This window comes from Pseudofrankia inefficax, assembly GCF_000166135.1.
Taxonomy (GTDB): domain Bacteria; phylum Actinomycetota; class Actinomycetes; order Frankiales; family Frankiaceae; genus Pseudofrankia; species Pseudofrankia inefficax.
Window position 1 is genome coordinate 1,629,604 of sequence record NC_014666.1, and the last position, 27,000, is coordinate 1,656,603.

The following is a 27,000-nucleotide window of genomic DNA, read 5'->3' on the forward strand; positions in this document are numbered from 1 at the left end:
GCAGTCCGGGCCGGCCTCGCTCGTCCGGTGCCAGCTGACCTTTGGACGGTGTCTACCCCCTGGCTGGGCTCGGTCCGACAGCGTCGCCACACCAGAATCCGTCTGGCCTGATGCTCGGCACGGTGACGAAGTTCGTCCCGACGGGGTTGACCTTGAGGAAGTTGAAGCACTTCGTCGGCGCGGTCGGTGTCGAGATATCCGTTGGCGCGAACAGTCCGCCGCCGGTGAAGTCGTGGACCTGACGCAGTTTCTCGATGAATTTGGCCCGAGTTGGGCAAGGTCCTGATACCTCTAAACCTTTGATCATCTCGTCGGCGGCGACGTAGGAACCGAGGGCGATCTCGTCGTCGGGATCGGCGAGTTCCGGCGCGAATCTCGCCATGGCCTCCTGGTAGGTATCCATCGCGGGCGCCTTGTCCTCGAACGGCATGTAGTCCACGAATACTGACATTCCGCCGAGGGCGCCAGGGTGCATCCGTAACAGGCTCGGGCTGTATCCGGCGCTGCTGAGTGCGACGTTGAGCCTGACGCCGGCCTTTCTCGCGGCCGAGTAGATGTCGACGAAGGCGTCGGTCTGTGCGGCGCCGACCAAGGTGTCCGCGCCCGTCACGCGGAGCCGATCGACCACTTTGTCAGGGCTCGAAATATTGTCGGTGTAGGGGTACTCGCCGACGACCTGGATGCCCTGACTCTGTAGACTCATCGTGAGCTGGGTCGCCAGATCCTGAGAGGCGGCTGAAGACGGGTCGAACACGACGAGAGCTCGGCTCCCATTCTGGGTCCTGACGTACTTGCCGAAGACGTCGATCGCGCCGCCCTTGTTGAAGAGGGATCCGAAATGGAAGAGATTGCCGTGTTCGCTCCAATCCGCGCTTGTGGCGATTCCGGTCACCGGGATGCCAGCCTTCTCCAACCAGCCCGCGGATGGAGGCATGACGACCGAGACGGCGATCAGCCCGAAAACGTGCTGCCGGTCGACGAGGTCATGTGCCGCGACCGCGAAAGCAGCGGCGGAGGACTGGTCATCACGCCATGTGATGACGATCTGACGGCCGTCTACTCCGCCGCTCGCGTTCTGTAACGCGACTCTGGCGTCGACACCGCTGCGGGTGGCTCGGAACGCCTCTGCCACCGCGCCACCGCTGTCGGGGTAGATCAGTCCGATGGTGATCTTGTTCGAAGTGATGCCCGGCGCTTGGCAGGTGTTGTTGCCGTGGCCGCCAGCTCCCGACGTGCCGGTGGCGCAGCCGGCCAGCGCTGCGGGCAGCCCGACGATGACCGCCGCTAGAGCGGTCGCCGCGCGTTGGCGAATCGGTCTTCTGTCGGTGCAAGTTCTCATGTCCTCGGCTCCCCGTCGAGACCTTTCGGTTTTTGAATGATCAGACTCCGCCGGCCCACCGGCCGGCGACTGAAAGCTTCTCCGGCGATGTGCGGCGTCGTTTAATGGCGGCGAACCGGTTGGGCGCACTCCCGGTGCCGCAGCCGCTTCTCTATTGTCGACGCAGCCGGGCTCAGGCCCGGACTCTGTTCCGAAGCGGCGGGAAACTCGGCCGGCCTATCGAAGTGATCTGGCGCAGCGGCCGATTCCGTGCGTGGGCAAACGCGAAGGCTGACGCACGCGAGTATTCGTGCTTCACCAGGCCGCCCGCCTGGATTTCTGGTCGTAGGCGCTCCATGCACACCCCCGCGCCGTGCATGTTCCCATTTCGTTCGCTCAGCTGACGGAGGAACAGTCGGGTGCCTGGATCCAGAAGGCTGCCGCCAAAGAGTGGCGGTGCAGCCGAAGAAGTATCTGACACACGCTGTCTGAACGTTGGTTTAGCATGCGCCCGGTCGCTGGTCAAGGTGGTCGTAGGCGCCGGTGCGCCGGCGATTGTCACGTTCGGGCGGCTACTCACCGTGATGGAGGGTGGGGTCGGTGTCATTGACCCGCGGCGCGATGACAGCGAGAACGGCGCTCACGCCGACGACGCGTCACCACGGGCCGTGACCAGGCTGCTCGCCCTCGCGGACGACGATGCCGTCGCTGTGCTAAGTCCCGATGTTTTGCGTCTGTCGAGGTGTCGGAGGCGTTCCCGCCAAGATAGGCCTGCTCGATGTCTGTGGTGTCGTCGCGGTAGTCGGCTGCGGGGACCGCGAGTCCAGTTCGGCCGCCGCGTAACACGATGATTCGGTGGGTCGGTCGCGGGGTGGTTTCTCAGCGAAGATCCATCCGGCGGTCGAGCAGGGGCAGAAACCGATGTCGGTCCTGGTCACCGCCGGACAGCGCGGGGACAGCCCGCAGTCCGTATCTCGGCGAAGGTCTAATAGTTGGCCAGGAAGTGCTGCACTTCGGGGGCGGCGATCTGGGCGCCGTAGCCGGCGTTGAGGACGAGGCAGGCGACGGCGATGTCCCGGGCTGGGTCGAAGGCGACGAACCAGCTGTTGGGCTGTCCCTGGTTGTCGACGTCCGCGGTCCCTGTCTTGGCGTAGACGGTGGGGCCGAAGCCGAGTCCGGCGGCTGTGCCCTGGGTGACCACGTCGCGCATCATGGTTTTCAGTTGCGCGTCGACGTTGGTGGGCAGGGGAGTCGCGGCGGCCTGGGCGGCTCCGGGCAGCAGGATGGGCTGCTTGAAGGTTCCGTTCGCGACGGTGGCCGCGACCGAGGCCATCGCGAGCGGGGACGCGGTGAGGTGGCCCTGGCCGAACATGTTCTGGGCGAGTTCGGAGCCGCTGGCGCTCGCCGGCTGGTTGTAATAGGTGGCTGGTTTGCCGAGGCCGATGTCCCAGGGCTGGTTGAGGCCGAAGTACTCCTTGGCGACCGAGGCGAGGCGGCCGTTGCTCTCCTGCCGCCACCACTGGCTGAAGGCGTTGTTGCAGGACTGGGCGAAGTCGTAGGACAGCGGCGTCGACGCCGGCTCGGACTCGCCCTTGTCGTTGTGGTAGCTGATGCCCTGCACGGTGTAGACGGCGGGGCACTCGACCGGGGTGTTCGCGGTGAGGACGCCCTGGCTGAGCAGGGCGGCGGCCGAGATGATTTTTCCGGTCGAGCCCGGTGCGACCGCGGCGGTGAGCGCGAAGTCGTTGTAGCCGGCGTTGTTGGCGATGGCGAGGATCTGGCCGGTGGACGGCTGGATGGCGACGAGCGAGCTCTGCGGGTGCTCCGCGACGGCGCCGCGCGCGGCCTGTTCCGCCTTGGCGCTGATGGTGGTGGCCAGGGTGGCGTCGACCGGCGCGGAGATGACGGCCTGGCTGCCCGTGACGGGCGCTCCGGTCGCGGACTGGATCTCGACGTCGAGCCCCGGTTGGCCCAGGTCCTTGGGTGGGCTGGCCTTCAGCGCTCCCGCGATCGTGTTCAGGCCCGCGTCCCCATAGGAGGTGAGGCTGTTGCCGGTGGAGTCGAGGACGGACGTGGCCTTCGGGGCCACCGGGACGGCGGCGAGGTGGGTGGTCGCGGTGAGGTTCGGCGCGAGGTCGTCAGGGGCCCACGCGATGGACCACGCTGGCGAGTCCGGTTTCTGGTAGGCGACCAGCGACGAGTGGTAGGTCCAGGTACCACTGATCGTCCCGGTGCTCGCGGTGGCCGCGACCAGGTCGTTCATCGCGACGGTGACCTTGACCCGGGGCGTCGACACGGTCGCGGCCGGCGCGCTTTCGGGCAGCCTGATGGCGCCGGTGGGTGAGCCGCGCAGCGTGCCGAGATGGAGGCCGTCGCGGTACGCGGCGAGCGCCGCCTCGGCGGCCTGTGGGCTGTCGGTGTAGCTGGCCGCCAACCCGAGGTTGCCGGCGCCCCACGCGGTCAGGAAAGCGGTGGTGAGCTGCTCGCCGTCCTGCTCCGGTGAGGTTCCCGTCGGCACGAAACCGACGACGGGATGGCTCTTCTTACCGGGCGCGACCACGGTCACGATGGTCGCGGCGACGGCTACCGCGACGACCACGGCCGCGACCGTCACGAGCGTGACGAACTTCCACGACCTGCGGCTCCGATGGCGCCTGGCCGGGCGAGGGGCGTCCTGCCACCCGCGCCCCTGGTCCGGGCCGGGGGGGTTCTGCCACTCGTCCGCAGGGTCGTATCGCCCGTCCGGGTGGGCCGCGCGCCGCGCCTCGGGCCCCGTGCTGGCCGATCGGCGATTTTCGGCCGGATCCGGCGCCCACGGGTCCATGCCGGGAACGCTACGGGTGGCGATTCATGCCGTCAAAGCGGACAGGGGCCCGGCTGCGCTCCCGCCGCGTCCGTCGCGGTCGCGCCATATGGTCGTGTTGGCCGTGGTGGCCTGGTTGGGCGCGTGGGCGGATCGGAGGCCGTGGATGGGATCTCTGGTCGTTATCGGGAAGTGGTTCATCCTCAGCCTGGCGGGTCTGGCCGCGGCTGGCTGGCTGGGCTCGATCCTGCTGCGGCGCCGCGGCCGCCTTGCGGTGATCCCGGTTGCCACGCTCGCGACGCTGCTGACGCTGGCCACCGTGGCGGACCTCGTCAACGCCCACTACGGCTATCTGCCCCGCGTCGACGACGTCGTCGGCCACCCGAGCTGGCCGACGGCCCGCTTCCATGACGCCACGGCCTCGCCGCCCACCCGGGTCCGGGCGCACCCGAACGGATCGGTGACCTCCCTGGCGATCCCCGGCGTGCACAGCGGCTTCGGGGCCCACCGCGCGATGATCTACTTACCCGCCTCGTACTTCACCGACCCGGCCCGCCGTTTCCCGGTCGTCTACCTGCTCCATGGCACTCCCGGCGCCCCGGTCGACTGGTACCGCGCCAACCGGGCCGCCCAGATCGGCGCCCATCTCGCCGCCGCAGGGCAGGCCGCGATCCTCGTCGCACCGCAGGTCAGCCGCGGCTGGCTGGACGACAGCGAATGCGTCGACCGCCCGAGCGAGCACATTGAGACCTACCTCATCGACGACGTGATCCCCACGGTCGACCAGCGGCTTCGTACCATTCCCAGCCGCGCGGACCGGATCTTCGCCGGGATGTCCGCCGGCGGATTCTGTGCCCTCAACCTCGGCCTTCGCCACCGCGACACCGTCGCCACCATCGTCGACCTGTCCGGATTCGACCGGCCCACCCACACCGGCGGCATGGTCGGACTGTTCGGCCGTCAGCCCGACCTCGCCCGCCTGGCCGCGGCCAACAGCCCCGCCGTCTACGCCCCCAGCCTGCCGGGGGCACCACCGATGCGGATCTGGCTGGACTGCGGTCGCGACGACCACACCGCGCTCAACGACCAGCGACACATCGCCAGCCTGCTCACCGGCCGTGGCTACACCGTCATCCTGCGGCTGCGCGCCGGCGGCCACGACTACGGCGTCTGGCGGCCCGCGCTCCGCGACAGTCTCACCTGGGCGATCCCGACCGATCGGGCCACCACGACCGCCTCCCAGCTGGACCATCCCCCGCAGGGAGCCTGAAAACACCGAGGGTCCTTCGTCGTCCGTGCCTCCCGGATCCGGCTCGCTTCACCCCATGAGACGTCCCTGGTGCGGTCGCACGTGACGTTCTCCATCCTTGCGCTGAAGCGGCCGGCGGTCGATTGCTGGTCGGGTACGTTGCTGCGCATGCCCGACCTCGACCCCGCCTCGCCCGCCGACGCGTACGTGGCTCTGCTGGAGGGCAACGCGCGTTTCGTGCATGGGGACCGGCTGCACCCCAACCAGGACGCCGATCGTCGATCCGCGGTGGCGCCGAGGCAGCACCCGTTCGCGGTGCTGTTCGGCTGCTCCGACTCCCGCCTCGCTGCCGAGATCATCTTCGACCGCGGGCTGGGAGACCTGTTCGTGGTTCGTACCGCGGGCCACGTCGCGGGACCTGAGGTGCTGGGCAGCATCGAGTACGGCGTCGGTGTGCTGAAAGCACCCCTCGTCGTCGTTCTCGGCCATGACTCCTGTGGCGCCGTCACCGCGGCCTCGGAGGCCGACCGGGACGGGGTCGCGCCGGCCGGCTACATCGGGGACGTGGTGGAACGCGTCATGCCGAGCATCCTGGAGGCCCGCGCGGCGGGCGCGACGGGCATCGACGAGTTCGTGCGGACCCATATCGAGCGGACGGTCGAAGGCCTGCTGGGACGGTCGGTGCTGCTGGCCAGCGAGGTCGCGGCGGGGCGGTGCGCGGTCGTCGGGCTGTCCTACCGCCTGGCGGACGGGACCGTCGGCGTCGTGGCCAGCCACGGCCCCTTGCCCAGCGGTGTGGGCCGATGATCGCCGTTATCATGTGGACGTGCCCGGATCGGACGCCCTGCTTCCCGCGGTGCTGCGCAACCGGCCCAGCTTCGTGCTTCTCCGACTGGCCGCGCTGAGTCGGCAACACTGTGCCGATCAACTGTCCTCGGTCGGCATCAGCCAGCATCAACACGGAATCCTGTGCTGCCTGCAGGAGTACGGCCCGGCCTGCCAACGCGACATCGCCGCCCGGCTGAGCATCGACAGCGGTGACCTCGTCGCCTTCGTCGACGGGCTCCAGAAGGACGAGCTGATCACCCGTCAGCGGGATGAGCGGGACCGGCGGCGCCAGATCCTGTCGCTGACCCCGGCCGGCGCCCGGATGCTGCGTCACATCGAGGACCTGCTCGACGCCTCCGAACCCGGCCCGCTCGAGGTCCTGCCCGAGGACCAACGCCAGGAGTTCCTCGCCGCCGCGACGCTCGTGCTGGCCCACCACGCTCCCGACACCTGGGGCGAGCCGGCCGACCGGTCCGGCGTTCCCGTGCCGGCGCGCTGACCCGGGGCGACCCGAGGCGAACCCAGGCCGGACCACGACCCGGACTCCAGCGCGTTTCGAGGCCTCCCGCCGATCCTCGATCCTCGACAGGTCGGCAACGGGAAGGCTCGGCAACGGGAAGGCGGAGGCCATGAGCGTGTGCCCACCCCAGACGGCGGCGGTCGTCGGCACCGGGACGATCGGCTTGGGCTGGATCGCCCTGTTCGCGGCCCGCGGGCTGCGGGTCCGGGTCAGCAGCACGCACCCGGCGGCCCCCGAGCGGGTCGCGGCGGCGCTCGGCCTCTACGCGGCCTCGATGCCGGGTGGGCCGGTCGACGTCCGGGACCTGATCGCCCGGCTCGACTTCCCGCCCACCGTCGAGGACGCGGTGACCGGGGTCGACGTGGTCCAGGAGACCGCTCCGGAGGACCTCGCGCTCAAGCAGGAGCTGTTCGCCCGGATCGCCGCCGCGGCCCCGGCCGGGGCGCTGCTGTTCTCGTCCACCTCCACCCTGCTGCCGGACGACCTCGGCGCCGCCGTCGACGAACCCGGGCGGGTGATCGTCGCCCATCCGTTCAACCCGCCGCACATCGTCCCGCTGGTCGAGCTGGTGACGAGCCGCGGCACCAAGCCGGAGGTCGTGGAGGCCGCCGCCGACTTCTACCGGTGGCTGGGCAAGACTCCGATCACCCTGCGCAGGCCCGTGCCCGGCTTCGTCGCCAACCGCCTCCAGGCGGCGTTGCTGCGCGAGAGCATCCACCTGGTCCGCGAGGGGGTGGTGACCGTCGACGAGCTCGACGACGTCGTCACCTCCTCGATCGGCTCCCGGTGGGCGGTGGTCGGACCGTTCCGGGCCCTGCACCTGGCCGGTGGCCCCGGTGGGCTGCGCCACTGGCTGAGCCACCTCGGCGGCGGTCTCGAGCGCACCTGGGCCGGGCTTGGCCAGCCGCCGAGCGACGAGTCCGTCCACGCCCTGCTCATCGAGCAGGTCGACGCCTCGTTCGGCCGGCAGCCCTACGAGGATCTGGCGGCCCGCCGTGACACCGAGCAGAACGCGGTGCTGGCCGCCATCGCGGCGGCGCGGGCGGCGGGCACCGGGCCGGCCGACGCGTAACGCCGGTCAGCGCGTACGCCGGTCAGCCAGGGCCGACCGTCACAGCGGCCCGCCGCACGGTCAGGGCCGCTCCCTGCCCGAACAGGCGGTTGCTTGTCTCCCCGAGCTCGTCGACGAAACGCTGGGGCGCCGGAGCGCCCCGCCGGGGGTCGAAACAGCCCTCGGCCGAGAGCCGGACCAGGCCCCGCCCGTCCGCTCCGGCCGCGTCGAGCAGGGAGAACAGCCCCAGGCCGAGGGTGAGCTGCCGGGGCGCGGCTGGCTGCTCGCGGCCGCCGTGGTCGAGCACCAGGTGCCGGCGGTCCAGCGCGCGGAACCCGAGCCGGTCGACGACGAGGACCTCCGCCCCGTCCACCGCCCACCGGACCGCGCCCCGGGACGGGTCGTAGGAGATCGACAGAGCCGACCAGTCCTCGGGCCGGCGGGTGGCGACCGGAACGGCGTAGCTGAAGCTGGCGTGGGTCGCGCCCGGCCGGGCGAGGCGCTCGTAGAACGCGTAGACCGCACCGCCGGTCAGGAGGAAGTCGAAGACCAGCCCCGACTCGACGTCGGCCAGGATCAGCGCCCCGGCGGCCAGCCTCAGATCCGTGGAGGCGTCGGTGACCGCGTCGCCGAACGGGTGCCCGGCGGTGCCGAACGTCCGGACCCGTAGCGACGCCGACCCGGTCAGCGTCGCCCCCGGGGGCGTGTCGAAGCCCGGAAAGCCGCTACCGGCCGGCCGGCCGACGAGCGCGTTCCACTTGAGGTGGTCGTTCTCCCGCCCGGGGCCGGTCGCGTAGGCGAAGGCCGGTTCGCCCGTGTCGGGATGGGCCCCGCTCGACTCCACCACCAGCCCGTCGGCCGTGGGGCGGACGGTTCCGTCCCCGGACGGGAAGGGACCGACCGGGCGCAGCGTCCAGGCGGTGGCCAGACCGGCGGCGAACTCGTCGACGAAGACCTCCCGGCCCGGATCCGGGCCGCCGGCCGGGTCCTGGCCGGGCCGGGTCCCCTCTTGGAGCTCGCCGTGCACTTCCTCGCGGACCTCGTCGCGCACCGTGCCTCCCGCCGCCGGGCCGAATGCCACCGTCCGGCGCGACGGTGCCCGTCCGGGCTGGAGGGCTGGTCAAGGGGACGTCCAGTCGCCGCCCGTCCCTGGACCGGGCTTCGAGCCGTCCGCGACCTTCGACGCCCACCATCGCCGGACACGGCGCCGGCCACCACGGCGTCCAGCCCGACCGCCCGGCCCGCGGGCCGAGCGTGCCGGCGGGACCCCTTCCGACAAGGACGATGGCATGTCAACCACGATCAACGCCGGTCACGACCTGGTCCACGCGGCGCGGCGGGTCGCCGGCATCGCGGCCGAGCACGCGTCCGACGCCAACCGTCACCGCCGCCTCCACCCCGACGTCGTCGAGGCGATCACCGAGGCCGGCTTCCTGCGGGCGTTCGTGCCGAGCGCGGTGGGCGGCGCGGCCGGCTCCCTCCGCGAGTTCTCCGGGGCCGTCGCCGCGGTCGGCGAGCGCTGCGCGTCCGCGGCCTGGGTCGCCTCGGTCAGCGCCTACGTCGGCCGGATGGCCGGTTTCCTGCCCGCGCCAGGGTGGGCCGAGGTCTGGTCGGCCGGTCCCGACACCCTGCTCGTCGGCGCCCTCATGCCAGCCGGATCGGCCACCGCGGTGCCCGGCGGCTGGTTGGTGTCCGGCGAATGGGCCTACATCAGCGCGGTCGACTTCTCGGCCTGGGCCCTGGTCTGCGCGCTGGCGCCGGGCGACGGCGGCCCGCAGGCCCGGTTCTTCGCCGTCCCGCGCGAGGCCTACTCCATCCGCGACACCTGGCACACCACCGGCATGCGCGGCACCGGCAGCAACACGCTGGTGCTGCCGGAGGTCTTCGTCCCGGCGCACCGGTCGGTCGCCCGGTCCCGGATCGCCGCCGGTCAGGGCTCCGATTCCCCGGCGCCCTGCCACAACGTCCCGCTCGGCGCGATCAACGGCCTGGCCTTCGGCGGCCCGGCGCTCGGTGCCGCTCGCGGGATGCTGGCCGCCTGGTCGGCCACGACGGCGCGGAAGCTCGGTGGCGGCCGGGGCCGGCCGGTGGACCGCGCGGCCTTCGACGGGCCGCTGACCTGGGCGTCGGCCGGGATCGACACGGCCGAGCTGCTGTTCGACCGGGTCGCGGCGACGGCCGACGCCGGAGATCCGGGGCCGCTGCTCTCGGCCCGCGGCTCCCGGGACAGCGTGGTGGCCATCAGCCACCTGGTCGACGCGGCGAACCGGGTGTTCGCCGCGAGTGGCAGCTCGGCCCAGGCCGAGGACAGCCCCATCGGCCGGGCCTGGCGGGACGTGCACGCGGCGGCCAGCCACGTCGCCGTCCGGTTCGAGCCGGCCGCCGCCGCGTACGCGGACGAGATCCTGCGGGCCCCGGCCTGACCTGACGCGGCCCGGTCGTCCGTGCCCCGCACGGACGACCGGGCCGCCGGCCGGGACGAGCGCGGGCTACGGCCCCACCGGCTCCGGGGCCGCGCCGGCAGGGGCGGACCGGGACGGCTCCGCCGCCCTTGCCCCGGCCGGCCCGATCACGGCCGGCCCGGCGCCGGCGGGCTCGGCCGGTGCCGCCGGTCGGGTGTGCTTGCTGACCGCGAACCGGCGCATGGCCGGCTTCTCGACGAGGACGTGCAGCAGCCAGGCGGCCGTGATCGCCAGTGCCAGTGCCAGCAGGATCAGGCCGACCGCCGGCGCGGTGTCCCAGGTGCGCCTGCGCCCCAGGGCGATGTGGCCGTACTTCAGGATCAGCCGGTGCAGGAGGTAGAAGGCGAAGGAGATCTCGCCCAGCCAGACCATGACCCTGTTGCGTAGCGGCGAGAAGCGCTCCCGCAGGTCGGCCGCCGCGGCCGCCGGTATCACCAGCGCGATCGGGATGATCGTCGCGGCGACGAAGGTGTAGAGGTTCGGCACGTGCAGCGAGATGTAGTAGCCGATCGCGACCAGCACGACGGCCGGCCCCAGGCCCACCCGGATCCATTTGCCGGTCTGCAGGATGCGGGCCATCACCATGCCGAGCACGAAGTCGAGGGTCCGCACCGGCGGCAGCATGTAGACCAGCCAGAGGCGCCAGACCGGCGTCGTCACGAAGAGCGGCGACGCCGGGAGCAGCTTCGCGACCAGCGGCAGGACGAGCACCACGACGACGATCAGGCCGGCGGCCGGCCACAGCAGCGTCGGGCGGATCCGCCGCACCAGCAGGAACAGCACCGGGAAGGCCAGGTAGAACAGCGCCTCGCAGGACAGCGTCCAGCTGACGTCGTCCATGCTGAAGAGAATGTTCGCCCGCGGTACCCAGGCATGCACCAGCAGCAGGTTGGGCACGGCCGCCGACGCCGTCACGGCCTCGCCGGCCGCGACCATCAGCACGAACGCGGCGATCCAGGCGACCACGTAGTTCGGATAGATCTTGACCGCCCGCCGGCGCCAGAACCGGCGGGCCGAGTCGTCCGGCCGCGCGGTCCAGGTCAGGACGAAGCCGCTCAGGACGAAGAAGAAGCCCACCCCGAGCGCACCGGCGTCGGCCACCGCCCGCGAATAGTCGCCCCCGATGCCCTGGTCGCGAAACGGGAACTCGTAGGCGGCGTGAAAGGCGAAGACCAGGAGTGCGGCGATGAAGCGCATCCCGGTCAGGGACGGGAGTCGTTCACCTTGATGGTGGCGAGTGGTTTCCACCGGGCATCAGCTCCAGCAGGTGGGTGGCAAGACGGCCAGTCTTGGGCTGCCGGCTCGGGGGTGGCTGGAGAACGGCTCGGGACAGCGGGGCTGGCCGTCGCCGGCACCCGGTGCCGGCGCGGCCGCCTCCACCGCGCCTTCAGCGGATCGCGAGCGGCCCGGAGCACGGTCACCGGCACCCGGCCCGGCCGATGGCGGCCCGGCCGACCGAACCGCTGACGACGGGAGCCGCTCATGACCGGGACACCCGGCAAGGTGGTCGTGCGTGACCAGATCCCCCCGGTCCGGTGGGCCGCGGAACAGGGGCGGTTCCTGCTTCGGGCCACCGACACCGGCGGCCGGTTCTCGCTCCTGGAGCTCACCACGCCCCCGGGCGGCGGGCCGCCCGCCCACCAGCACCGAACGGTCGACGAGGCCTTGATCGTGACGTCCGGGCGCTACGAGATCCGGCTCGGCGGCCGGGTCGTCCTGGCCACGCCCGGCACGGTCGTCTACGGCCCGCGCGGGCTACCGCATGGATTCCGCAACATCGGCGCCGAACCCGGCACGATTCTGTGCATCGCCAGCCCTGGCGGGGTCGAGTCGATGTTCGAGGAGCTGGCCGAGCTCTCGCGGTCCGACGGCCCCCGCGACCGGCGGCGGCTGGCCGAACTGATGGCCCGCCACGACGTCGAGTACGTCTGACATGGCCACGCCTGACCTGGCGACGGCCCCGTCGGCGACCATCGCGCTGATCACCGGAGCGAACAAGGGGATCGGTTTCGAGACCGCCCGCCAGCTGGGGGAGCGCGGGCTGACGGTACTGGTCGGCGCGCGCGACGAGGGGCGGGGCGAGGCCGCCGTCGCCGCGCTGACGGCCGAGGGCCTCGACGCGCGGGCCGTCCGGCTCGACGTCACCGACGAGGAGTCGGTGAAGGCGGCCGCCGCCTGGGTGGCCGACACGTTCGGGCGTCTCGACGTGCTGGTCAACAACGCCGGCATCCTGGTCGACGCCGGCCAGCCGGTCACCGAGACGACCGCGGCCCAGGTCCGGGAGACCTACGAGACCAACGTCTTCGGCCTGGTCGCGGTGACGCGGGCGATGATCCCGCTGCTGGCCCGGTCGCGCGGCGGCCGGATCGTCAACCTCTCCAGCAACCTCGGCTCGCTGGGCATCAACACCGGGCAGCCCGAGCGGCTGGCCGCCTTCCAGATGCTGGCCTACGGGTCGTCCAAGGCGGCCGTGAACGCGTTGACCATCCTGTACGCGAACGCCCTGCGGGGGCACGGGATCAAGGTGAACGCGGTCGAGCCGGGCTTCGTCGCCACCGACATCAACAACCACGCCGGCCCGGGCACGGCGCGGGAGGGCGCGCAGATCGTCGTCCGGCTGGCCACGGTAGGCGACGACGGCCCGACGGCCACCTTCCAGAGCGCGGCCGGCCCGGTTCCGTGGTGATGCGATCCGGCCCGCGCGGCGGGCGGAGGGGACAGAACAAATGCGCACCGTGATCTTGCGTGACTTCGGTGGCCCCGACGTGTTGCGGCTGGCCGAGACGCCGGCGCCCGAACCCGGCCCTGGCCAGGTGCGGATCGCGGTCGAGGCGGTCAGCGTCGGCTTCGCGCAGACCCAGATGCGGCAGGAGCGCTTCCCGGCGCCCATGTGGCGCCCGACGCTCCCGGTCGTGCTGGGCGGGGACGTGGTCGGCGTGATCGACCGCCTCGGCCCGGGGGTGGCGGCGGCGGCCGGCGCGCCGCGGATCGGCGACCGGGTCGGCGTGTTCGTCCTGCACGGCGGCTACGCGGAGCGGGTCGTGGCCGACATCGGCGGCCTGGTCCCCATCCCGGCCGACCTCGACCCGGCCGTGGCGACGCTCCTGCCGGGGACCGGGCCGATCGCCGCCGGCCTGCTCGACATCGGCCGCCTCCAGCCTGGCGAGAGCGTCCTGGTCCACGCCGCGGCCGGCGGCATCGGCCACGTCGCCCTGCAGCTCGCCCGGCGGGCCGGCGCCGGCCTGATCGTCGCGACCGCCGGCTCCCCGGCCAAGCGGGAGTTCGCGCGCTCGCTGGGCGCCGACGTCGTGGTCGACTACACCCAGGACGGCTGGCCGGACCGGGTGCGGGCGGCGACCGGCGGGCGCGGGGTCGACCTGATCCTCGACGGGGTCGGCGGGAACCTGCTGCGGGCCGGGGTCGGGCTGCTCGCGCCGCTCGGCCGGCTGGTGTACTACGGCTCGTCCGACGGCGGCCTCGACGTGCCGAGCATCTCGACGATGGACCTGATCGGGCTGAAGTTCGTCACGGGCTTCGCGCTGTCCGCCTGGCGGGCGGCCCGCCCGACCCAGTTCCAGGCCGGGCTGGCCGACCTCACCGCCGCGCTGCGCACCGGCGGGGTGACGTGCGAGGTGCACGCCCGGTTGCCGCTGTCGGGCGCGGCCGAGGGCCACCGGATCGTCGAGTCGCGGGCCTACCGGGGACGGGTGGTCCTGCTGCCGTCCCTTCCCGACGCCGACACCGGCGGCCGGGACCACCCGCGCGGTCCCGTGCTGGGCGAGGCGGCCGGGTCGTCGGCTGGCCGCTGATCCGGGCCGCCGCCGAGGACCCGGCGAGCTGCCCTGGTCAGGGCGAGCCGATGAACTCGGGCTGGGTCTTCAGCACCGCGTCGAGCAGACCGGGGAAACAGCGGTCGAGGTCGTCGCTGCGCAGGGACAGGATGCGTTCCGAGCCGCGCACCCGGACCTGGATGATCCCGGCCTCCCGCAGGACCTTCTGATGGTGGGAGAACGTCGAGCGGCTCACCGCCAGGCCGGCGTCCCGCAGGAGGCGGTTGCACGCGGACTCGCCGAGCTGGGCGAGCGCCCGCACGGTCGCCAGACGGCCCGGGTCGGCCAGGGCCGCGAGGACCCGGGGTAGTCGCAGCTCCTCGACGGCCGGGTGTGACTCGTCCAGCACAACGGTCATGGCCTCAGTGTAGGTCGGTCCGGCGCGGACGTTGAAGATCGTGATACTGTTCGATGAGTATCGACCTGGTCGACCGTCATCGAACAATCACCACCGAATCAGGAGAGCCGGCATGGCCACCCCCATCCCTGACTCCCGACGTTGGCTGATGCTGCCAGTGATCATGGCGGCATTCTTCATGTACGGCTTCGACGGCAACGTGGTCAACGTCGCGATCCCCTCGTTGCAGCACGAGCTGCACGCCGGTCAGGCCGCCCTCGAGCTGATCGTCGGCGGTTATGTCTTCACGTACGCGGCCGGCCTGGTGACCGGCGGGCGCCTCGGGGACCTGTTCGGCCACCGGCGGCTGTTCCTGGCCGGCATGGCCAGCTTCACCGTCGCGTCGGTGCTGTGCGGCCTGGCCCAGAACACGACCGAGCTGGTGCTCGCGCGCCTCCTGCAGGGGCTCACCGCCGCGGTGATGGTTCCCCAGGTCCTGGCCCTGGTCGCCGCGGTGTTCCCCCTTCAGGAGCGCCCGCGCGCGATGTCCTGGTACGGCGTGACCGCGGGGCTCTCGGGGATCTGCGGCCAGATCTTCGGCGGGCTGCTGCTGGTGGCGGACGTGTTCGGCCTTGGCTGGCGGGTCATCTTCTTCGTCAACGTGCCGATCGGGCTGCTCGTGCTGGGCCTCGCGCTGCGCCTGCTCCCGCGGGCCGACACCGGGCGCCGGCCCAGCCTCGACCTGGTCGGCGTGGTCGGGATCTCCGGGTCCCTGGCGTTCGCGCTGGTCCCGCTGGTGCTCGGGCGCGACCTGGGCTGGCCGGTCTGGGCCTGGGTGCTGCTCGCCGCCTCGGTCCCGGCCATGGCCCTCGTCCTGGTGTGGGAGGGCCGGCTCGCCCGCTCCGGCGGTCAGCCCCTGCTGGACCTCGGGCTGTTCCGCGGCCGGATCTTCAACGCAGGGCTGGCCATCAACGCGACGTTCATGCTCTTCTTCACCAGCACGATCTTCGTGATGAGCCTGCTTCTCCAGAACGGGCTCGGGCTGTCCGCGCTGCGGGCCGGCCTCGCCTTCGGCCCGATGGCCGTGCTGGCGATGGTGGCGTCGCTCGGCGGCCGGCGCCTCGTCACCCGCTACGGCCTGCGGGTTCTCACGCTCGGCTGCGCGGTGACCGGGGCCGGCGTGCTGCTGGCCGCCGTCGCCCTGCAGACCCTCGGCGGGCGGATCACCGAGCCATGGCTGGTCGTCGCCCTGGGCCTGGTGGGTCTGGGCAACGGGCTGATCCTGCCGTCGCTCGTCGGGGTCCCGCTGGCCGGCGTGGCGCCCCAGCAGGCCGGGGTGGCGGCCGGGATGCTGTCGACGACGCAGCAGTTCGCCAGCGTCACCGGGGTCGCTCTGATCGGGACCCTGTTCTTCACCTCGCTCGGCTCCAGGACCGGCCGGGCCGACTACGCCACGGCGGCCGAGCTCGCCGCCTGGGTCGCCCTCGGAGCCGTCGTGGTGATGACGGCGCTGGTCCAGGTGCTGGCCCGCGCGGTCGCCGCCCAGGCCGCCGCGCCGGCACCCGGCCGGCCCGCGGCCGGCTCCGATCCGAAGACCGCCCCCGCCGGGGCCGAGGCCTAGCGCGCCGCCCGAAGCCGATACCGGAAGCGCCCGACCGGTCCGCCGCCCCCGCGACGGACCGGTCGGGCGCTTTCGTCGCTGAGCAGCGGCGGGGTGCCGCGCCCTGGGCTCGTTGGCGCCCTCCGGTCTGGAGCATTTCTCCAGCCGCCCGCCATCGGGACTGAATTGATTCGCCACCGTGGCCGGTAATGCTGCGACAGCACGGCGATAACTCCCGCGCTTATCCCGTCGTCGCGCGAGCCGCGCGGGGGCGGCCGGCGCGGGAGGGCGCCGCGCGAAACGTACGGAACCGTTCAAGTGGAGGTTCTCATGGCCGGCGAAGGCGTATCCGTCGAACTGTACGTCGAGGTCCAGCAGTTCTACGCGCGGCAGATGCAGGCACTGGACAGTGGGAAGTACGAGACGTTCGCCGAGACGTTTACCGAGGACGGCCTGTTCACCCACACCCCAACCCGGCCGGCGGCCAGCACCCGGGCCGGGATCGTCGCCGACCTGTACGACTTCCACGCCGGCGCGGCCACCGACCCGGTGCAACGGCGCCACTGGTTCAACATGATCACACTGGTCCCCCTCGACGACGGGACGATCGAGTCGACCCTCTACGCGCTGGTCCTGCGGACGCGGCCCGGCGGCCAGCCCGAGGTCACCTTCAGCGGGACCGCGAGGGACGTGCTCGTCCGCCTCGACGGCCGGCTCCACAACCGCTCGCGGACCGTGACGCACGACGGCCAGCGGTGAACCCCTGATGGCGACCGGGCGGCGGCCGTCCCGGTCGCGCGACCGCGACCAATGTCTGTCCAGCCTCGGAAGGATGGTGCCGTGAGCCGGCGAGTTGTCATTACCGGAATGGGTGTTCGGGCCCCGGGCGGCCGCGACGCCAAGGAATTCTGGGACCTGCTGATATCGGGCCGCACAGCCACCCGTCGGATTACCTTCTTCGACCCGTCCGATTTCCGGTCGCAGGTCGCCGGCGAATGCGACTTCGACGCCGCGGCGGAGGGGCTGTCCCCCCGGGCCGTGCGCCGGATGGACCGGGCGACCCAGTTCGCGGTCGTCTGCGCGGGCGACGCCCTGGCCGACAGCGGCCTCGACCCGACGGAGCTGGACCCGACCCGGACGGGGGTCAGCGTCGGCAGCGCGGTCGGCGCCGCGACCAGTCTGGAACGGGAGTACCTCGTGCTGTCCGACAGCGGCCGGCACTGGGTCATGGACGACGACCACCTGTCGCCGCACATGTTCGACTACCTCGTCCCGAGCGCCATCCCCCGCGAGGTGGCGTGGCGGGTCGGGGCCGAGGGGCCGGTCACGATGGTCTCCACCGGCTGCACCTCGGGCATCGACGCGGTCGGGTACGGCGCCGAGCTGATCCGGGAGGGAAGCGCCGACGTCATGGTGGCCGGGGCCACCGACACGCCGATCTCGCCGATCGTCGTGTCCTGCTTCGACGCGATCAAGGCGACCACGCCCCGGACGGACGCGCCTGACCGCGCGTCGCGCCCGTTCGACGCGTCGCGCAACGGGTTCGTGCTGGCCGAGGGTTCGGCGATCTTCGTGCTGGAGGAGCTGGAGCACGCCCGCCGCCGCGGCGCCCCGGTCTACGCCGAGGTCGCCGGCTACGCGACCCGGTGCAACGCGTACCACATGACCGGGCTGCGCAAGGACGGCCGGGAGATGGCCGAGGCCATCGACGTGGCGCTCGACGGCGCCCGGCTGACCGGCGACGGCATCGACTACGTGAACGCGCACGGGTCGGGCACGAAGCAGAACGACCGGCACGAGACCGCGGCGATCAAGCGCAGCCTCGGCGAGCACGCCCGCCGCGTCCCGGTCAGCTCGATCAAGTCGATGGTCGGGCACTCGCTGGGGGCCATCGGCTCGATCGAGATCGCGGCCTCGGTCCTCGCGATCACCCACGGCGTCGTGCCGCCCACGGCCAACCTGCACGAGCCCGACCCCGAGTGCGATCTCGACTACGTCCCGCTGACCGCCCGCAGCCTGCCGGTGGACAACGTCCTGACGGTCGGGAGCGGCTTCGGCGGCTTCCAGAGCGCGATGGTCCTGCGCCGCCCAGACGGGCGGACGGCGTGAGCCCCACCGCCGTCGTCACCGGCCTGGGTGTCGCCGCCCCGACCGGGCTCGGCGTCGACGCCTTCTGGCGGGCCACCCTCGACGGGACGACCGGCCTCGGCGAGGTGTCGGGCTTCGACCCGTCGCGGTACCCGGTCCGGCTGGCCGGCCAGGTGCGCGACTTCGAACCGGCCGAGCACCTCCCGGGCCGGCTGCTGCCCCAGACCGACCGGGTGACCCGGCTCGCGGTCGCCGCGGCGGGCTGGGCGCTGGCCGACGCCGCCGTGCGAACCGAGGCCGTCCCGGCCTCCGGGATGGGCGTCGTGCTGTCCAACGGGCAGGGCGGCTCCGAGTTCACCCACCGGGAGTTCCAGAAGCTTTGGACCCAGGGTTCGCGCTTCGTCAGCGTGTACGAGTCGTTCGCCTGGTTCTACGCGGCCAACACCGGTCAGGTGTCCATCCGGCATGGGATGCGCGGGCCGAGCGGGGTCCTGGTCGGGGAGCAGGCCGGCGGCCTGGACGCGATCGGCCAGGCCCGCCGCAACGTTCGCGGCGGCACCCCGCTGGTGGTGACCGGTGGGGCCGACTCGGCCTTCGACCCGTGGGGCTTCATCGCCCAGTACTCGCACGGGCGGGTCAGCCGCGGCCGCGACCCCCGGCGGGCGTACCTCCCGTTCGACCGCGAGGCCGACGGCCACGTGCCCGGCGAAGGGGCGGCGATCCTGGTCGTCGAGGACGCGGACGCCGCCCGGGACCGGGCGGCCACGGTGTACGGGGAGATCGCCGGGTACGCGGCCACCTTCGATCCCGGACCGGACTCGTCCCGGCCGCCGGCGCTGCGCCGGGCCGTCGAGCGGGCGCTGGCCGACGCCGGGGTGGCGCCCGGCGAGGTGGACGCGGTCTTCGCCGACGCGGCCGGGCGGCCGGGGCCGGACCGGATCGAGGCCCAGGCCCTTGCCGACGTGTTCGGTCCCCGCGGCGTCCCGGTCACCGCGACGAAGGCCGCGTATGGCCGCCTCGGGGCGGGCGGAGGTCCGCTCGACGTGGTCACCGCGCTGCTGGCGATACGCGACGGCGTCATTCCAGCCACCGTCAACACGGCGGACGTGCCGGCCGAGTACGCCCTCGACCTGGTGACCGACGACCCGCGCCCGGCGGAGGTCGGCGTGGCCCTCGTCATCGCCCGCGGCTACGGCGGCTTCAACTCCGCGGTCGTCGTCCGCCGCCCCGAGGTCGGCCCGCCCGCGGCCCCGTAGTGCTCGCGGCCCCACCAGTCCCCGAGAAGACAGAAGCCCACAGCACCACGACCGGAGGAGGTCCACAGATGACCACGGTGAGCGTCGACGAGTTGTCCGCGGTGTTCGTGGAGTGCGCCGGCGAGGACGAGGGGGGCGAGATCACCCCGAGCAGCCTGGACACGACGTTCGAGGATCTCGGCTACGACTCGCTGGCCCTGATGGAGGTCACGGCCCGGATCAGCCAGCGGACCGGCCTGGCGATCCCGGACGACCAGGTGGCCGACCTGGAGACCCCGCGCGCGCTGCTCGACCTGATCAACAGCCTGGCGGTGAGCGCGTGACGGGCCAGGAGCCGGTCGAACGGCCGGCCGGCGGCGCGCGGCACGAGCGGGTCCACACGATGACGGTCGCCGCGCCGGCGGAGGGCGTCTACGACCTGGTCGCCGACGTCACCCGGTGGCCGGCCGTGTTCGGCCCGACCGTCCACGTCGAACACCGGTGGCGGGACGCGGGCGCCGAGCGGTTCCAGCTCTGGGCGACCGCGAACGGCGAGGTGAAGACCTGGACGTCGCGGCGGACGCTCGACCCGGTCGCGGGGCGGATCACGTTCGAGCAGGAGCGCAGCCAGGCGCCGATCGCGTCGATGGGCGGCGAGTGGTCCTTCAGCCCCGACGGTCCCCACTCCACCCTGATCACCTTGCGTCATCACTTCACCGCCGTCGGGGACGACCCGGCCGCGGTCGAGTGGATCGGTGTCGCGCTCGACCGCAACAGCGAGGCGGAGCTGGCCTCGCTGCGGCGGATCGCCGAGCTCGGCCACCCGCCGTCCGACCTCGTCTTCGCCTTCGAGGACGTCGAGCGGACCCCGGGCCGCGCGGCCGACGCCTACGAGTACATCCGGCGCGGTGACCTGTGGGCCGATCGCCTGCCCCACGTGAGGTCGGCCCGGATGACCGAGGACGCGGACGGGGTGCAGGAACTGACGATGGAGACCGAGACCGCGGACGGGTCGACGCACCGGACCTCCTCCACCCGGCTCCTGCTCGGCGGGAGCCGGATCGTCTACACCCAGCACGTCCTGCCGGCCCTGCTGCTCGGCCACAGCGGTCAGTGGATCTTCGAAGAGGACGTCACCCCCGGGCCGGACGGGGGAGCGCTGGCGACAACGGTCACCGCCCGGCACCTGGTCGCCGTGGATCCGGCCGCCGTGCCCACCGTGCTCGGGACGGGCACGACGCTCGCCGAGGCCAGGGCCTTCGTCCGGGACGCGCTCGGGGCCAACAGCCGGGTGACCCTGCGGTCCGCCTGCGCGTACGCCGCCGACCGGGCCGCGGTCGCCGGCGCGCGGGCCGGTCAGCGGTGAGCGGGACGGCGGCGGGCCCGGCCGCGATGAGCGGGGCGCGGCTCGAGGCTCCCCGGCTGCTGGAGGTGGCCGACCGGGTCTTCGCCTACGAGCAGCCTCCCGGCGGCTGGTGCGTGAACAACGCCGGGATCCTCGCCGACGGCGACGGCGTCGTGGTGATCGACACCGCGGCGACCGAGGCCCGCGCGCGGCGGCTGCGGCAGGCGGTCGACCGCCTCGGGGCGGGCCCTCGCCGGGTGCTCGTCAACACCCACTCCCACGGCGATCACACGTTCGGCAACCACCTGTTCGGCCAGGCGGCGACGATCATCGCGCACGAGAACGCCCGGGCCGAGATGCGGGCCACCGGTCTGGCCCTGACCGCCCTGTGGCCCGACACCCGCTGGGGGCGGATCGCGGTCACGCCGCCGGTGCTGACCGTGTCCGACGGGCTGACCGTGCACGTCGGGGACCGGTCGGCGCGGCTGCTGCCGGTCGGGCCGGCCCACACCACCGGGGACCTCGCGGTGTGGCTGCCGGACGACCGGGTGCTGTTCGCCGGCGACCTGCTGATGTCCGGCTGCACGCCCTTCCACCTGTTCGGCTCGATCAGCGGGGGCCTCGCGGCGATCGACCGGCTGCGGGCGCTGAACCCGCGGACCGTGATCTGTGGGCACGGCCCCCTCGCGGGACCGGAGGTGCTGGACCGGTGCGCGTCCTACCTGCGCTGGGTACAGCGGCTCGCCGCGTCGGCCCACGCCGCCGGCCTGACGCCGCTCGCGGCCGCCAGGGAGGCCGACCTGGGCCCGTTCGCCGATCTCCTCGACCCCGAGCGGCTGGTCGGAAACCTGCACCGGGCCTACGCCGAGCTCGACGGCGGCGAGGTCGCCCGGCCGCTGGACGCGGCCGGGATCTTCGCCGAGATGGTGGCCTTCAACGGCGGCAAGCTACCCGCCTGCCTGGCCTGAGCGGCCGGGCCGGTCGTGTTCGGCCGGCGCGGGCGGGACGTCAGAACCGGGATCGAAGGAGGAGACGATGGCGACTGTCGAGACCACGGACGAGGCGAGCGTGGGCGGGGACTCCTGGCCCGGCGGAGGAGGCCGGGACGCGGGCTCGCCGCCCGGCGTCGCGGCGCCGACCGTGCGGATGATCGAATTCCAGGACGGCCTGCGGCTGGCCCATCTGCTGTGCGCGATCGCGGAGATCGGGGTCGCCGACGCGGTGCCGCCCGACGGCGCGATCGGGGTGGCCGAGCTCGCCGAGCGGACCGGGACGAACCCCGGAACCCTGTACCGGGCGTTGCGCGCGGTCGCCAGCCGGGGGGTGTTCACCGAGGTCGCGCCGGCCACGTTCGCCCTGACCCCGTTGGCGGCCACGCTGCGGTCCGACGCCGCGGGCTCCCTGCGGGACACCTTCCGGCTCCAGGGGCAGCCCTTCATCCGTGAGGCGTACGCGGCGATCGGACACTCGCTGCGGACCGGGGAACCGTCCTTCGAGCACGTGCACGGCACCAGCCTGTTCTCCTACCTGCGGACCCGCCCCGAGGCGTCCCAGCTGTTCAGCGACGCGATGGGCAACGCCGCCCGGCAGGTGCAGCGGGCCGCGCTGGAGGCGTACGACCTTTCCGGCGCGCGGCGCCTGGTCGACGTCGGCGGCGCGCACGGCCAGCTCGTCGCGGCGGTCCTCGCCCGGTATCCCACCCTGACCGGGGTGGTGTTCGACCGGCCGGAGGTGGTGCCGGGCGCGGCCGACGTGCTGCGCGCGGCCGGGGTGGCCGACCGGGCCGAGCTGGTCGGGGGCGACTACCTGCGCTCGGTGCCCGGCGGCGGCGACGTCTATGTGATCTCCCACGTCACCCACCAGCTGAGCGACGAGGACGCCGTGACGGTGTTGACCAACATCCGCGCGGTGATGGCCCCGAACGCGCGGATCGTGATCATCGATCCGGTGATCCCCGACGGGGACGTCGCCCACCCGGGCAAGTTCATGGACATCACCATGATGGCGCTGACCTGGGGCCGGGACCGGACCGAGGCGGAGTTCTCGGACCTGTTCGCCCGCAGCGGCCTGCGCCACGCCCGGACGGTGGCCCTGTCGGCCCCGTCCAGCGTCGTGGTGGCCACGGCGGCCTGACCGCCCCGGTCCGGCCGCCGGCTAGGCGCTGCGCAGGACGGTCCGCTGAAGGGCCTGGATCTCGGCCGACGGGTCGAGGCCCAGCTCGTCGGCGAGCGTCGTGCGCAGCGTCTGGTAGGCGAGCAGGGCCTCGCTGCGGCGGCCGGCCCGGCCCAGGGCCTCGATCAGCCGGCCGTGAAACCACTCGTTCAGTGGATGCTCGGTGACGAGGGCACGCAGGTCCGCGATGAGGTCGCGGTGGCGCCCGAGGGCGAACTGCGCCTCCACCCACGCCATGAGCGCGGCGATCCGGAGTTCTTCGAGGTGCACGACGTGGGCGCTCAACAGACGGCCGCGCGTGACGTTCGAGAGCGGCGAGCCGACCCACCCGGCCAGCGCCTCCCGCAGCAGCGCGGACGCCTCCTCGTGGCGGCCGTGGGCGAGCAGGCCGCGGCCCCGGGCGACCCGTGCGCGGAACGCCGTCTCGTCGACCTGGTCGGGATCGACCCGCAGCAGGTAACCGGGCGACTGGGTCACGAGCAGCTCGCCGCTGGAGCCGACCAGGCCCGCGCCGCCGATGAGCTTGCGCAGCTGGTAGACGTAGGTCTGCGTCGTGGTGACGGCGCTGGCCGGTGGTTCGGTGTCCCAGAGCTCGTCGATGATCGTATCGACGTGGACGACCCGGTTGGACTGGACCAGCAGCAGGGCCAGCATCTGCCGGACCTTCGGCGGGGACGGGGTACGGTCCCGGCCCTGGTGCCACACCGTGAGTCCGCCAAAGATCTCAAATCGGGTCACGCGAACCGTCCTTAAGGATGGGCTCTTCGATTCGACCGGGTGGGATGTCGCGACCACTCGTGGCCCGCTCCCTGGGTCATTGAAGATGCCCGGGAAGTATCCGGCAAGGCGTCCGAACCCAAGGGTGCAACCTTCGTATCGAAGGTTGTAGTCGACGACTGCCATTCTGAAGCGGCTCACGCGGCGCGCCGCCTGCGGCTTTCGGATGATCATATGGCCGCCCGGCCGTCGTTGTGACGAGTCTAACTCGAAAGAGTCGGTCGGCCGGTCATACGATCCAGGTGGACCCGCAGGCGGCGCACCGCTCGTGCCGGTGGCGCCGCGGGTCCGGTTTGTTTGCCCAGCTCGGCGGCGGGCGGCGTCGCGGCCCCCGGCAGGCGAACGGGATTACCACTCCTGATATTCCTACTGGCTTTCACGTACCTCCTGAACGGGTGAGCAACGTGGTCGCGGATCGGTTCAACCGGTCGGGGCGCGCCGATTGTCGACCGGTAACTGTACGTAGAAGCAAGGAAGCGGCACGTGGCTGGAACCGAGCTCGCGGGCGCAGGGTGTGTCGAGCCCGCGGGCCCGCGGGGCGGTCGCCGGCCGCGCCGGCTCGGCTCCCGGTGGCGGCGCCGGCCGTCTCCCACTCGGGTGACAACCTCGCTCGCGATGCCACGTCTCGCCCTTTCTTCCCTGGTCGGCACGGTTGAGCAGGGGCGAGGCGGCCGGCTGCGTCGGACCGCGCGGCGCTTCGGCACGATAGCTGGGCGGCGCGGACCCGGCCGCGTCTTAATGAGAACGAAATGCGCGGTTCACACTACGCACACAGTAGCGGCTTGGTTGCCGAACCCCTTGCGTGGAGTGAAGAGGGTATGCAACCATGACCGAAGGTACACGGAGGGTAACGCTGCCCCATTGGGAGACACATGGGCGAAGACCGGTTGTACCCAGGAGACATTATGGCCGACCGGATCGGCGCCCGCGTCCCCGAGGTCGTGAACGAGTACCACAAGCGCCTGGCCGATAGTGGCAGTCCGATTATTGGTACGGTTTCCTGGGATCAGGCCGCCCGGCAGGCGAAATTGATAGTTCTCGACGTCGCGGCCGCGCTGCGTTCTGGTTCCGCGCCGTCCCGCGGGGCACGGATGCTGGCTCGGGAGGTGGGCCTCGGGCGGGCCTCGTACAACATTCAATTCACCGAGTACCTGCGCGCGGTCGGGATCCTGTTCGACGTCATTGTCGCGGTGGTCGCGGGCGAGACCGGAACGGACACGGCAACGCTCCTTCTCGCCGTCGGCGCCCTCAACCAGAGCATTATGCGCTCCATCCAGGAAACGGCGAACGGGTATGTGGGATTTCTGCTGGACCACGTCCACCAGTCCCATCTCGACGAGCGCCGGCGCATTGCCCGCGAGCTGCACGACCAGGTCGGGCACGGCATCAACGTCGCCCTGCGGCACCTGGAGCTGTTCGATCTCTACCGCGAGTCGGACCCACCCCGGGCCGAGGCGTCCGTCGTCACCGCCCGCGAGGCGGTCGGGTCGACCGGGGGTGCCGTCCGAGGCCTGACCTCGGAGTTGCGGCTGGTCGAGCCGCTCGAGAGCCTCGACACCGCCCTGCGGGCCCTGGCGGAGTCGGTCCTGGCCCTGGCCACCCGCATCGAGGTCGAGGTCAACGGGGACGAGGCCTGGGTCCCGCCGGACATGCGGGACGAGAGCTACCTGGTCCTGCGGGAGTCGATCCGCAACGCCGTCGAGCACGGGCGGCCGGAGACGGTCCACGTGCGGGTCGACATCGCCCCCCACGAACTGCGCGGCGTCGTCGACGATGACGGGACGGGCTTCGACCCGAACCGCCCGCGCTCGGGCGCCGGCCTCGCCTCCATGCACGAGCGGGTCGCTCTCCTCGGCGGATCGCTGTACCTGACGAGCAGCCCGGGCGAGGGAACCCGCGTCGAGATGATCGTTCCGCTACCGGGGAGGCGCGATGACCCGCACCCTTGATCCGATCCGCATCCTGCTCGCCGACGACCATGCCCTCTTCCGGGACGGGATCCGGCAGATCCTGGAGACCGCGCCTGACCTGGTCGTGGTGGGGGAGGCGGGCAGCAGCGACACCGTCGTGGTCGCCGCCCTGCGGACCCGGCCCGACGTCATCCTGCTCGACGTCGAGATGCCCGGCGCCGACGTGACGGTCACGGTGGCCACGCTGCGGCGGGTCGTGCCGGAGGCCCACATCCTGGTCCTCACGATGTACGACGGGCCGCAGCTGGTCCGGAACCTGATCGGGCTCGGGATCCGCGGCTACCTGCTCAAGAGCGCGACCCGCCACGAGCTCATGTCGGCGATCCGGGGAGCGTGCCATGACGACACCCGGGTGTCGCTGGTGGTCTCGCCGGAAAGCGTGACGCTCGCCCAGGTCCGCGGCGAGCAGCCGCTGTCGCGGCGGGAGCGTGACGTCCTGGAGCTGGCGGCCGAGGCGATGACCAACATCCAGATCGCGTCGCGCCTCTCGCTGACCGAGGCGACGGTGAAGCGACACATGCACAACATCTTCGGCAAGCTGCACGCGACCTCGCGGATCGACGCGATCAACAAGGCGGTCGCCGCCCGGCTGATCACGCCGCCCCGCCCGGACCTCGACGCCAAGCGCCTCAGTAGTTGCCCAGGCCGCCGCACACGTTGAGCGCCTGGGCGGTGACGGCCGCGGCGCCGTCCCCGATGAGGTAGTCGACCATCGCCGCGACCTCGTCCGGCTCGACGTAGCGACCCATCGGCACCCGCTCGGTGATCCGGGTGAAGACCTCGTCCTTCCCGACCCCCCAGATCCCCGCGTAGTGCTCGCGGACCTGCGCGGCCATCGGGGTCTCGACGAAGCCGGGGCACACCGCGTTCACGGTGACGCCGGTTCGCGCCAGCTCCAGGCCCAGTGCCTTCGTGAACCCGACGACACCGTGCTTGGACGCCGAGTACGGGGCGGCGGAGACCACGCCCTGCTTGCCCCCGGTCGACGCGATGCTGATCACCCGGCCCCAGCCCCGTTCCACCATCCCGCCCAGGTTGAGCACCTCCCTCGTCACCAGGAACACGCTGTTCAGGTTGGTATTGATCACGTCGAACCAGAGGTCGTCGGAGATCTGGGCGGTCGCGCCACCGCCACTGCGCCCGGCGTTGTTCACCAGCACGTCGATGCGCCCGAACCGGTCGCGCGCCGAACGGACCAGCCGGCGGATGTCGCTGGGCGAGGTGACGTCGCAGGTCGTGCCGTCGACGTTGGCGCCCTGGTCCTGGAACGCCTTCACGGTCTCGGCGAGCCGCTCGCCGTCCCGTGCGCAGATGAACACCCGGTAGCCGGCGGCCACCAGGTGATGGGTGATGGTGAGGCCGATGCCGCTCGTCGCGCCCGTCACCAGGGCGACGTTGTGCTGTTCGTCGTTCAT

The 27,000-nt window shown here is 72.3% G+C and carries 25 protein-coding genes; 18 read left to right on the forward strand and 7 right to left on the reverse strand.

Annotated elements, in window-relative coordinates; genetic code table 11:
• Positions 1–52: 52 nt before the first annotated feature.
• Both FRAEUI1C_RS06505 and FRAEUI1C_RS35955 read right to left on the reverse strand, forming a co-directional pair.
• The gene (locus tag FRAEUI1C_RS06505) at positions 53–1,339 is read right to left on the reverse strand and encodes an ABC transporter substrate-binding protein (RefSeq protein ID WP_013422489.1); all 1,287 of its coding nucleotides are present in this window, start codon (positions 1,337–1,339) and stop codon (positions 53–55) included.
• Between the two features lie 964 nt (positions 1,340–2,303).
• A complete protein-coding gene (locus FRAEUI1C_RS35955) occupies positions 2,304–3,932 on the reverse strand; it encodes a penicillin-binding transpeptidase domain-containing protein (RefSeq protein ID WP_232425321.1) in 1,629 nt (542 codons plus the stop codon).
• A gap of 355 nt (positions 3,933–4,287) precedes the next feature.
• On the opposite strand from FRAEUI1C_RS35955, the gene FRAEUI1C_RS06515 reads away from it, so the two are divergent.
• From FRAEUI1C_RS06515 to FRAEUI1C_RS06530, 4 genes are all read left to right on the forward strand, one after another.
• Positions 4,288–5,391: an alpha/beta hydrolase gene (locus FRAEUI1C_RS06515; protein WP_013422491.1), complete on the forward strand. Its 1,104-nt coding sequence runs from the start codon at positions 4,288–4,290 to the stop codon at positions 5,389–5,391.
• A 147-nt stretch (positions 5,392–5,538) separates the two neighbouring features.
• Entirely contained in the window at positions 5,539–6,177 is a 639-nt protein-coding gene (locus tag FRAEUI1C_RS06520) for a carbonic anhydrase (protein ID WP_041260266.1), read from the forward strand.
• Between the two features lie 19 nt (positions 6,178–6,196).
• Complete coding sequence (locus FRAEUI1C_RS06525; protein ID WP_232425322.1) at positions 6,197–6,697, forward strand: MarR family winged helix-turn-helix transcriptional regulator; 501 nt, start codon at positions 6,197–6,199, stop codon at positions 6,695–6,697.
• 130 nt (positions 6,698–6,827) lie between these two features.
• The gene (locus FRAEUI1C_RS06530) at positions 6,828–7,790 is read left to right on the forward strand and encodes a 3-hydroxyacyl-CoA dehydrogenase NAD-binding domain-containing protein (protein WP_041258958.1); all 963 of its coding nucleotides are present in this window, start codon (positions 6,828–6,830) and stop codon (positions 7,788–7,790) included.
• A gap of 22 nt (positions 7,791–7,812) precedes the next feature.
• Here the strand turns inward: FRAEUI1C_RS06530 and FRAEUI1C_RS06535 are convergent, their stop codons facing one another.
• Positions 7,813–8,820: a DUF6081 family protein gene (locus tag FRAEUI1C_RS06535; RefSeq protein ID WP_013422495.1), complete on the reverse strand. Its 1,008-nt coding sequence runs from the start codon at positions 8,818–8,820 to the stop codon at positions 7,813–7,815.
• A 238-nt stretch (positions 8,821–9,058) separates the two neighbouring features.
• On the opposite strand from FRAEUI1C_RS06535, the gene FRAEUI1C_RS06540 reads away from it, so the two are divergent.
• Positions 9,059–10,192, forward strand: coding sequence for an acyl-CoA dehydrogenase family protein (locus tag FRAEUI1C_RS06540; protein WP_013422496.1), 1,134 nt, complete (start codon positions 9,059–9,061; stop codon positions 10,190–10,192).
• 66 nt (positions 10,193–10,258) lie between these two features.
• On the opposite strand, the gene FRAEUI1C_RS06545 is transcribed toward FRAEUI1C_RS06540, so the two are convergent.
• Complete coding sequence (locus FRAEUI1C_RS06545) at positions 10,259–11,428, reverse strand: acyltransferase family protein (RefSeq protein ID WP_049806834.1); 1,170 nt, start codon at positions 11,426–11,428, stop codon at positions 10,259–10,261.
• A gap of 285 nt (positions 11,429–11,713) precedes the next feature.
• Here FRAEUI1C_RS06545 and FRAEUI1C_RS06550 point away from each other — a divergent pair, with 285 nt between their 5' ends.
• From FRAEUI1C_RS06550 to FRAEUI1C_RS06560, 3 genes are read left to right on the forward strand one after another with little or no spacing between them, the layout of a single operon-like run.
• Positions 11,714–12,163 carry a cupin domain-containing protein gene (locus tag FRAEUI1C_RS06550; RefSeq protein ID WP_013422498.1) on the forward strand — a complete coding sequence of 150 codons (450 nt, stop codon included), beginning with the start codon at positions 11,714–11,716 and terminating at the stop codon, positions 12,161–12,163.
• A 1-nt stretch (position 12,164) separates the two neighbouring features.
• On the forward strand, positions 12,165–12,917 hold the full coding sequence (locus FRAEUI1C_RS06555; RefSeq protein ID WP_013422499.1) for an SDR family oxidoreductase: 753 nt from the start codon (positions 12,165–12,167) through the stop codon (positions 12,915–12,917).
• A 40-nt stretch (positions 12,918–12,957) separates the two neighbouring features.
• A complete protein-coding gene (locus tag FRAEUI1C_RS06560) occupies positions 12,958–14,040 on the forward strand; it encodes a quinone oxidoreductase family protein (RefSeq protein ID WP_013422500.1) in 1,083 nt (360 codons plus the stop codon).
• Positions 14,041–14,077: 37 nt separating this feature from the next.
• Here FRAEUI1C_RS06560 and FRAEUI1C_RS06565 read toward each other — a convergent pair whose 3' ends face one another.
• Complete coding sequence (locus tag FRAEUI1C_RS06565; RefSeq protein WP_013422501.1) at positions 14,078–14,419, reverse strand: ArsR/SmtB family transcription factor; 342 nt, start codon at positions 14,417–14,419, stop codon at positions 14,078–14,080.
• A gap of 112 nt (positions 14,420–14,531) precedes the next feature.
• On the opposite strand from FRAEUI1C_RS06565, the gene FRAEUI1C_RS06570 reads away from it, so the two are divergent.
• From FRAEUI1C_RS06570 to FRAEUI1C_RS06605, 8 genes are all read left to right on the forward strand, one after another.
• Positions 14,532–16,019 (forward strand): MFS transporter, encoded by a 1,488-nt coding sequence (locus FRAEUI1C_RS06570; protein WP_013422502.1) that lies wholly within the window; start codon positions 14,532–14,534, stop codon positions 16,017–16,019.
• Between the two features lie 309 nt (positions 16,020–16,328).
• A complete protein-coding gene (locus FRAEUI1C_RS06575; RefSeq protein ID WP_013422503.1) occupies positions 16,329–16,757 on the forward strand; it encodes a nuclear transport factor 2 family protein in 429 nt (142 codons plus the stop codon).
• 51 nt (positions 16,758–16,808) lie between these two features.
• Complete coding sequence (locus FRAEUI1C_RS06580; RefSeq protein WP_157734836.1) at positions 16,809–18,107, forward strand: beta-ketoacyl-[acyl-carrier-protein] synthase family protein; 1,299 nt, start codon at positions 16,809–16,811, stop codon at positions 18,105–18,107.
• On the forward strand, positions 18,104–19,342 hold the full coding sequence (locus FRAEUI1C_RS06585; RefSeq protein WP_013422505.1) for a ketosynthase chain-length factor: 1,239 nt from the start codon (positions 18,104–18,106) through the stop codon (positions 19,340–19,342). The genes FRAEUI1C_RS06580 and FRAEUI1C_RS06585 overlap by 4 nt, the downstream gene beginning before the upstream one ends.
• A gap of 68 nt (positions 19,343–19,410) precedes the next feature.
• Positions 19,411–19,665, forward strand: coding sequence for an acyl carrier protein (locus FRAEUI1C_RS06590; RefSeq protein ID WP_013422506.1), 255 nt, complete (start codon positions 19,411–19,413; stop codon positions 19,663–19,665).
• Positions 19,662–20,687 (forward strand): aromatase/cyclase, encoded by a 1,026-nt coding sequence (locus tag FRAEUI1C_RS06595; RefSeq protein ID WP_013422507.1) that lies wholly within the window; start codon positions 19,662–19,664, stop codon positions 20,685–20,687. The genes FRAEUI1C_RS06590 and FRAEUI1C_RS06595 overlap by 4 nt, the downstream gene beginning before the upstream one ends.
• Entirely contained in the window at positions 20,684–21,634 is a 951-nt protein-coding gene (locus FRAEUI1C_RS06600) for an MBL fold metallo-hydrolase (RefSeq protein WP_013422508.1), read from the forward strand. The genes FRAEUI1C_RS06595 and FRAEUI1C_RS06600 overlap by 4 nt, the downstream gene beginning before the upstream one ends.
• Before the next feature lie 67 nt (positions 21,635–21,701).
• The gene (locus FRAEUI1C_RS06605; RefSeq protein ID WP_013422509.1) at positions 21,702–22,799 is read left to right on the forward strand and encodes a methyltransferase; all 1,098 of its coding nucleotides are present in this window, start codon (positions 21,702–21,704) and stop codon (positions 22,797–22,799) included.
• Between the two features lie 21 nt (positions 22,800–22,820).
• Here the strand turns inward: FRAEUI1C_RS06605 and FRAEUI1C_RS06610 are convergent, their stop codons facing one another.
• Positions 22,821–23,576, reverse strand: a complete 756-nt coding sequence (locus FRAEUI1C_RS06610) for an AfsR/SARP family transcriptional regulator (RefSeq protein WP_049806835.1) — start codon at positions 23,574–23,576, stop codon at positions 22,821–22,823.
• A 944-nt stretch (positions 23,577–24,520) separates the two neighbouring features.
• Here FRAEUI1C_RS06610 and FRAEUI1C_RS06615 point away from each other — a divergent pair.
• Complete coding sequence (locus tag FRAEUI1C_RS06615) at positions 24,521–25,564, forward strand: sensor histidine kinase (RefSeq protein WP_013422511.1); 1,044 nt, start codon at positions 24,521–24,523, stop codon at positions 25,562–25,564.
• Entirely contained in the window at positions 25,548–26,246 is a 699-nt protein-coding gene (locus FRAEUI1C_RS06620) for a response regulator (protein ID WP_013422512.1), read from the forward strand. Before FRAEUI1C_RS06615 ends, FRAEUI1C_RS06620 begins: the two co-directional genes overlap by 17 nt.
• Here the strand turns inward: FRAEUI1C_RS06620 and FRAEUI1C_RS06625 are convergent.
• The gene (locus FRAEUI1C_RS06625; RefSeq protein ID WP_013422513.1) at positions 26,215–27,000 is read right to left on the reverse strand and encodes a 3-oxoacyl-ACP reductase; all 786 of its coding nucleotides are present in this window, start codon (positions 26,998–27,000) and stop codon (positions 26,215–26,217) included. The two genes, FRAEUI1C_RS06620 and FRAEUI1C_RS06625, sit on opposite strands and share 32 nt — an antisense overlap.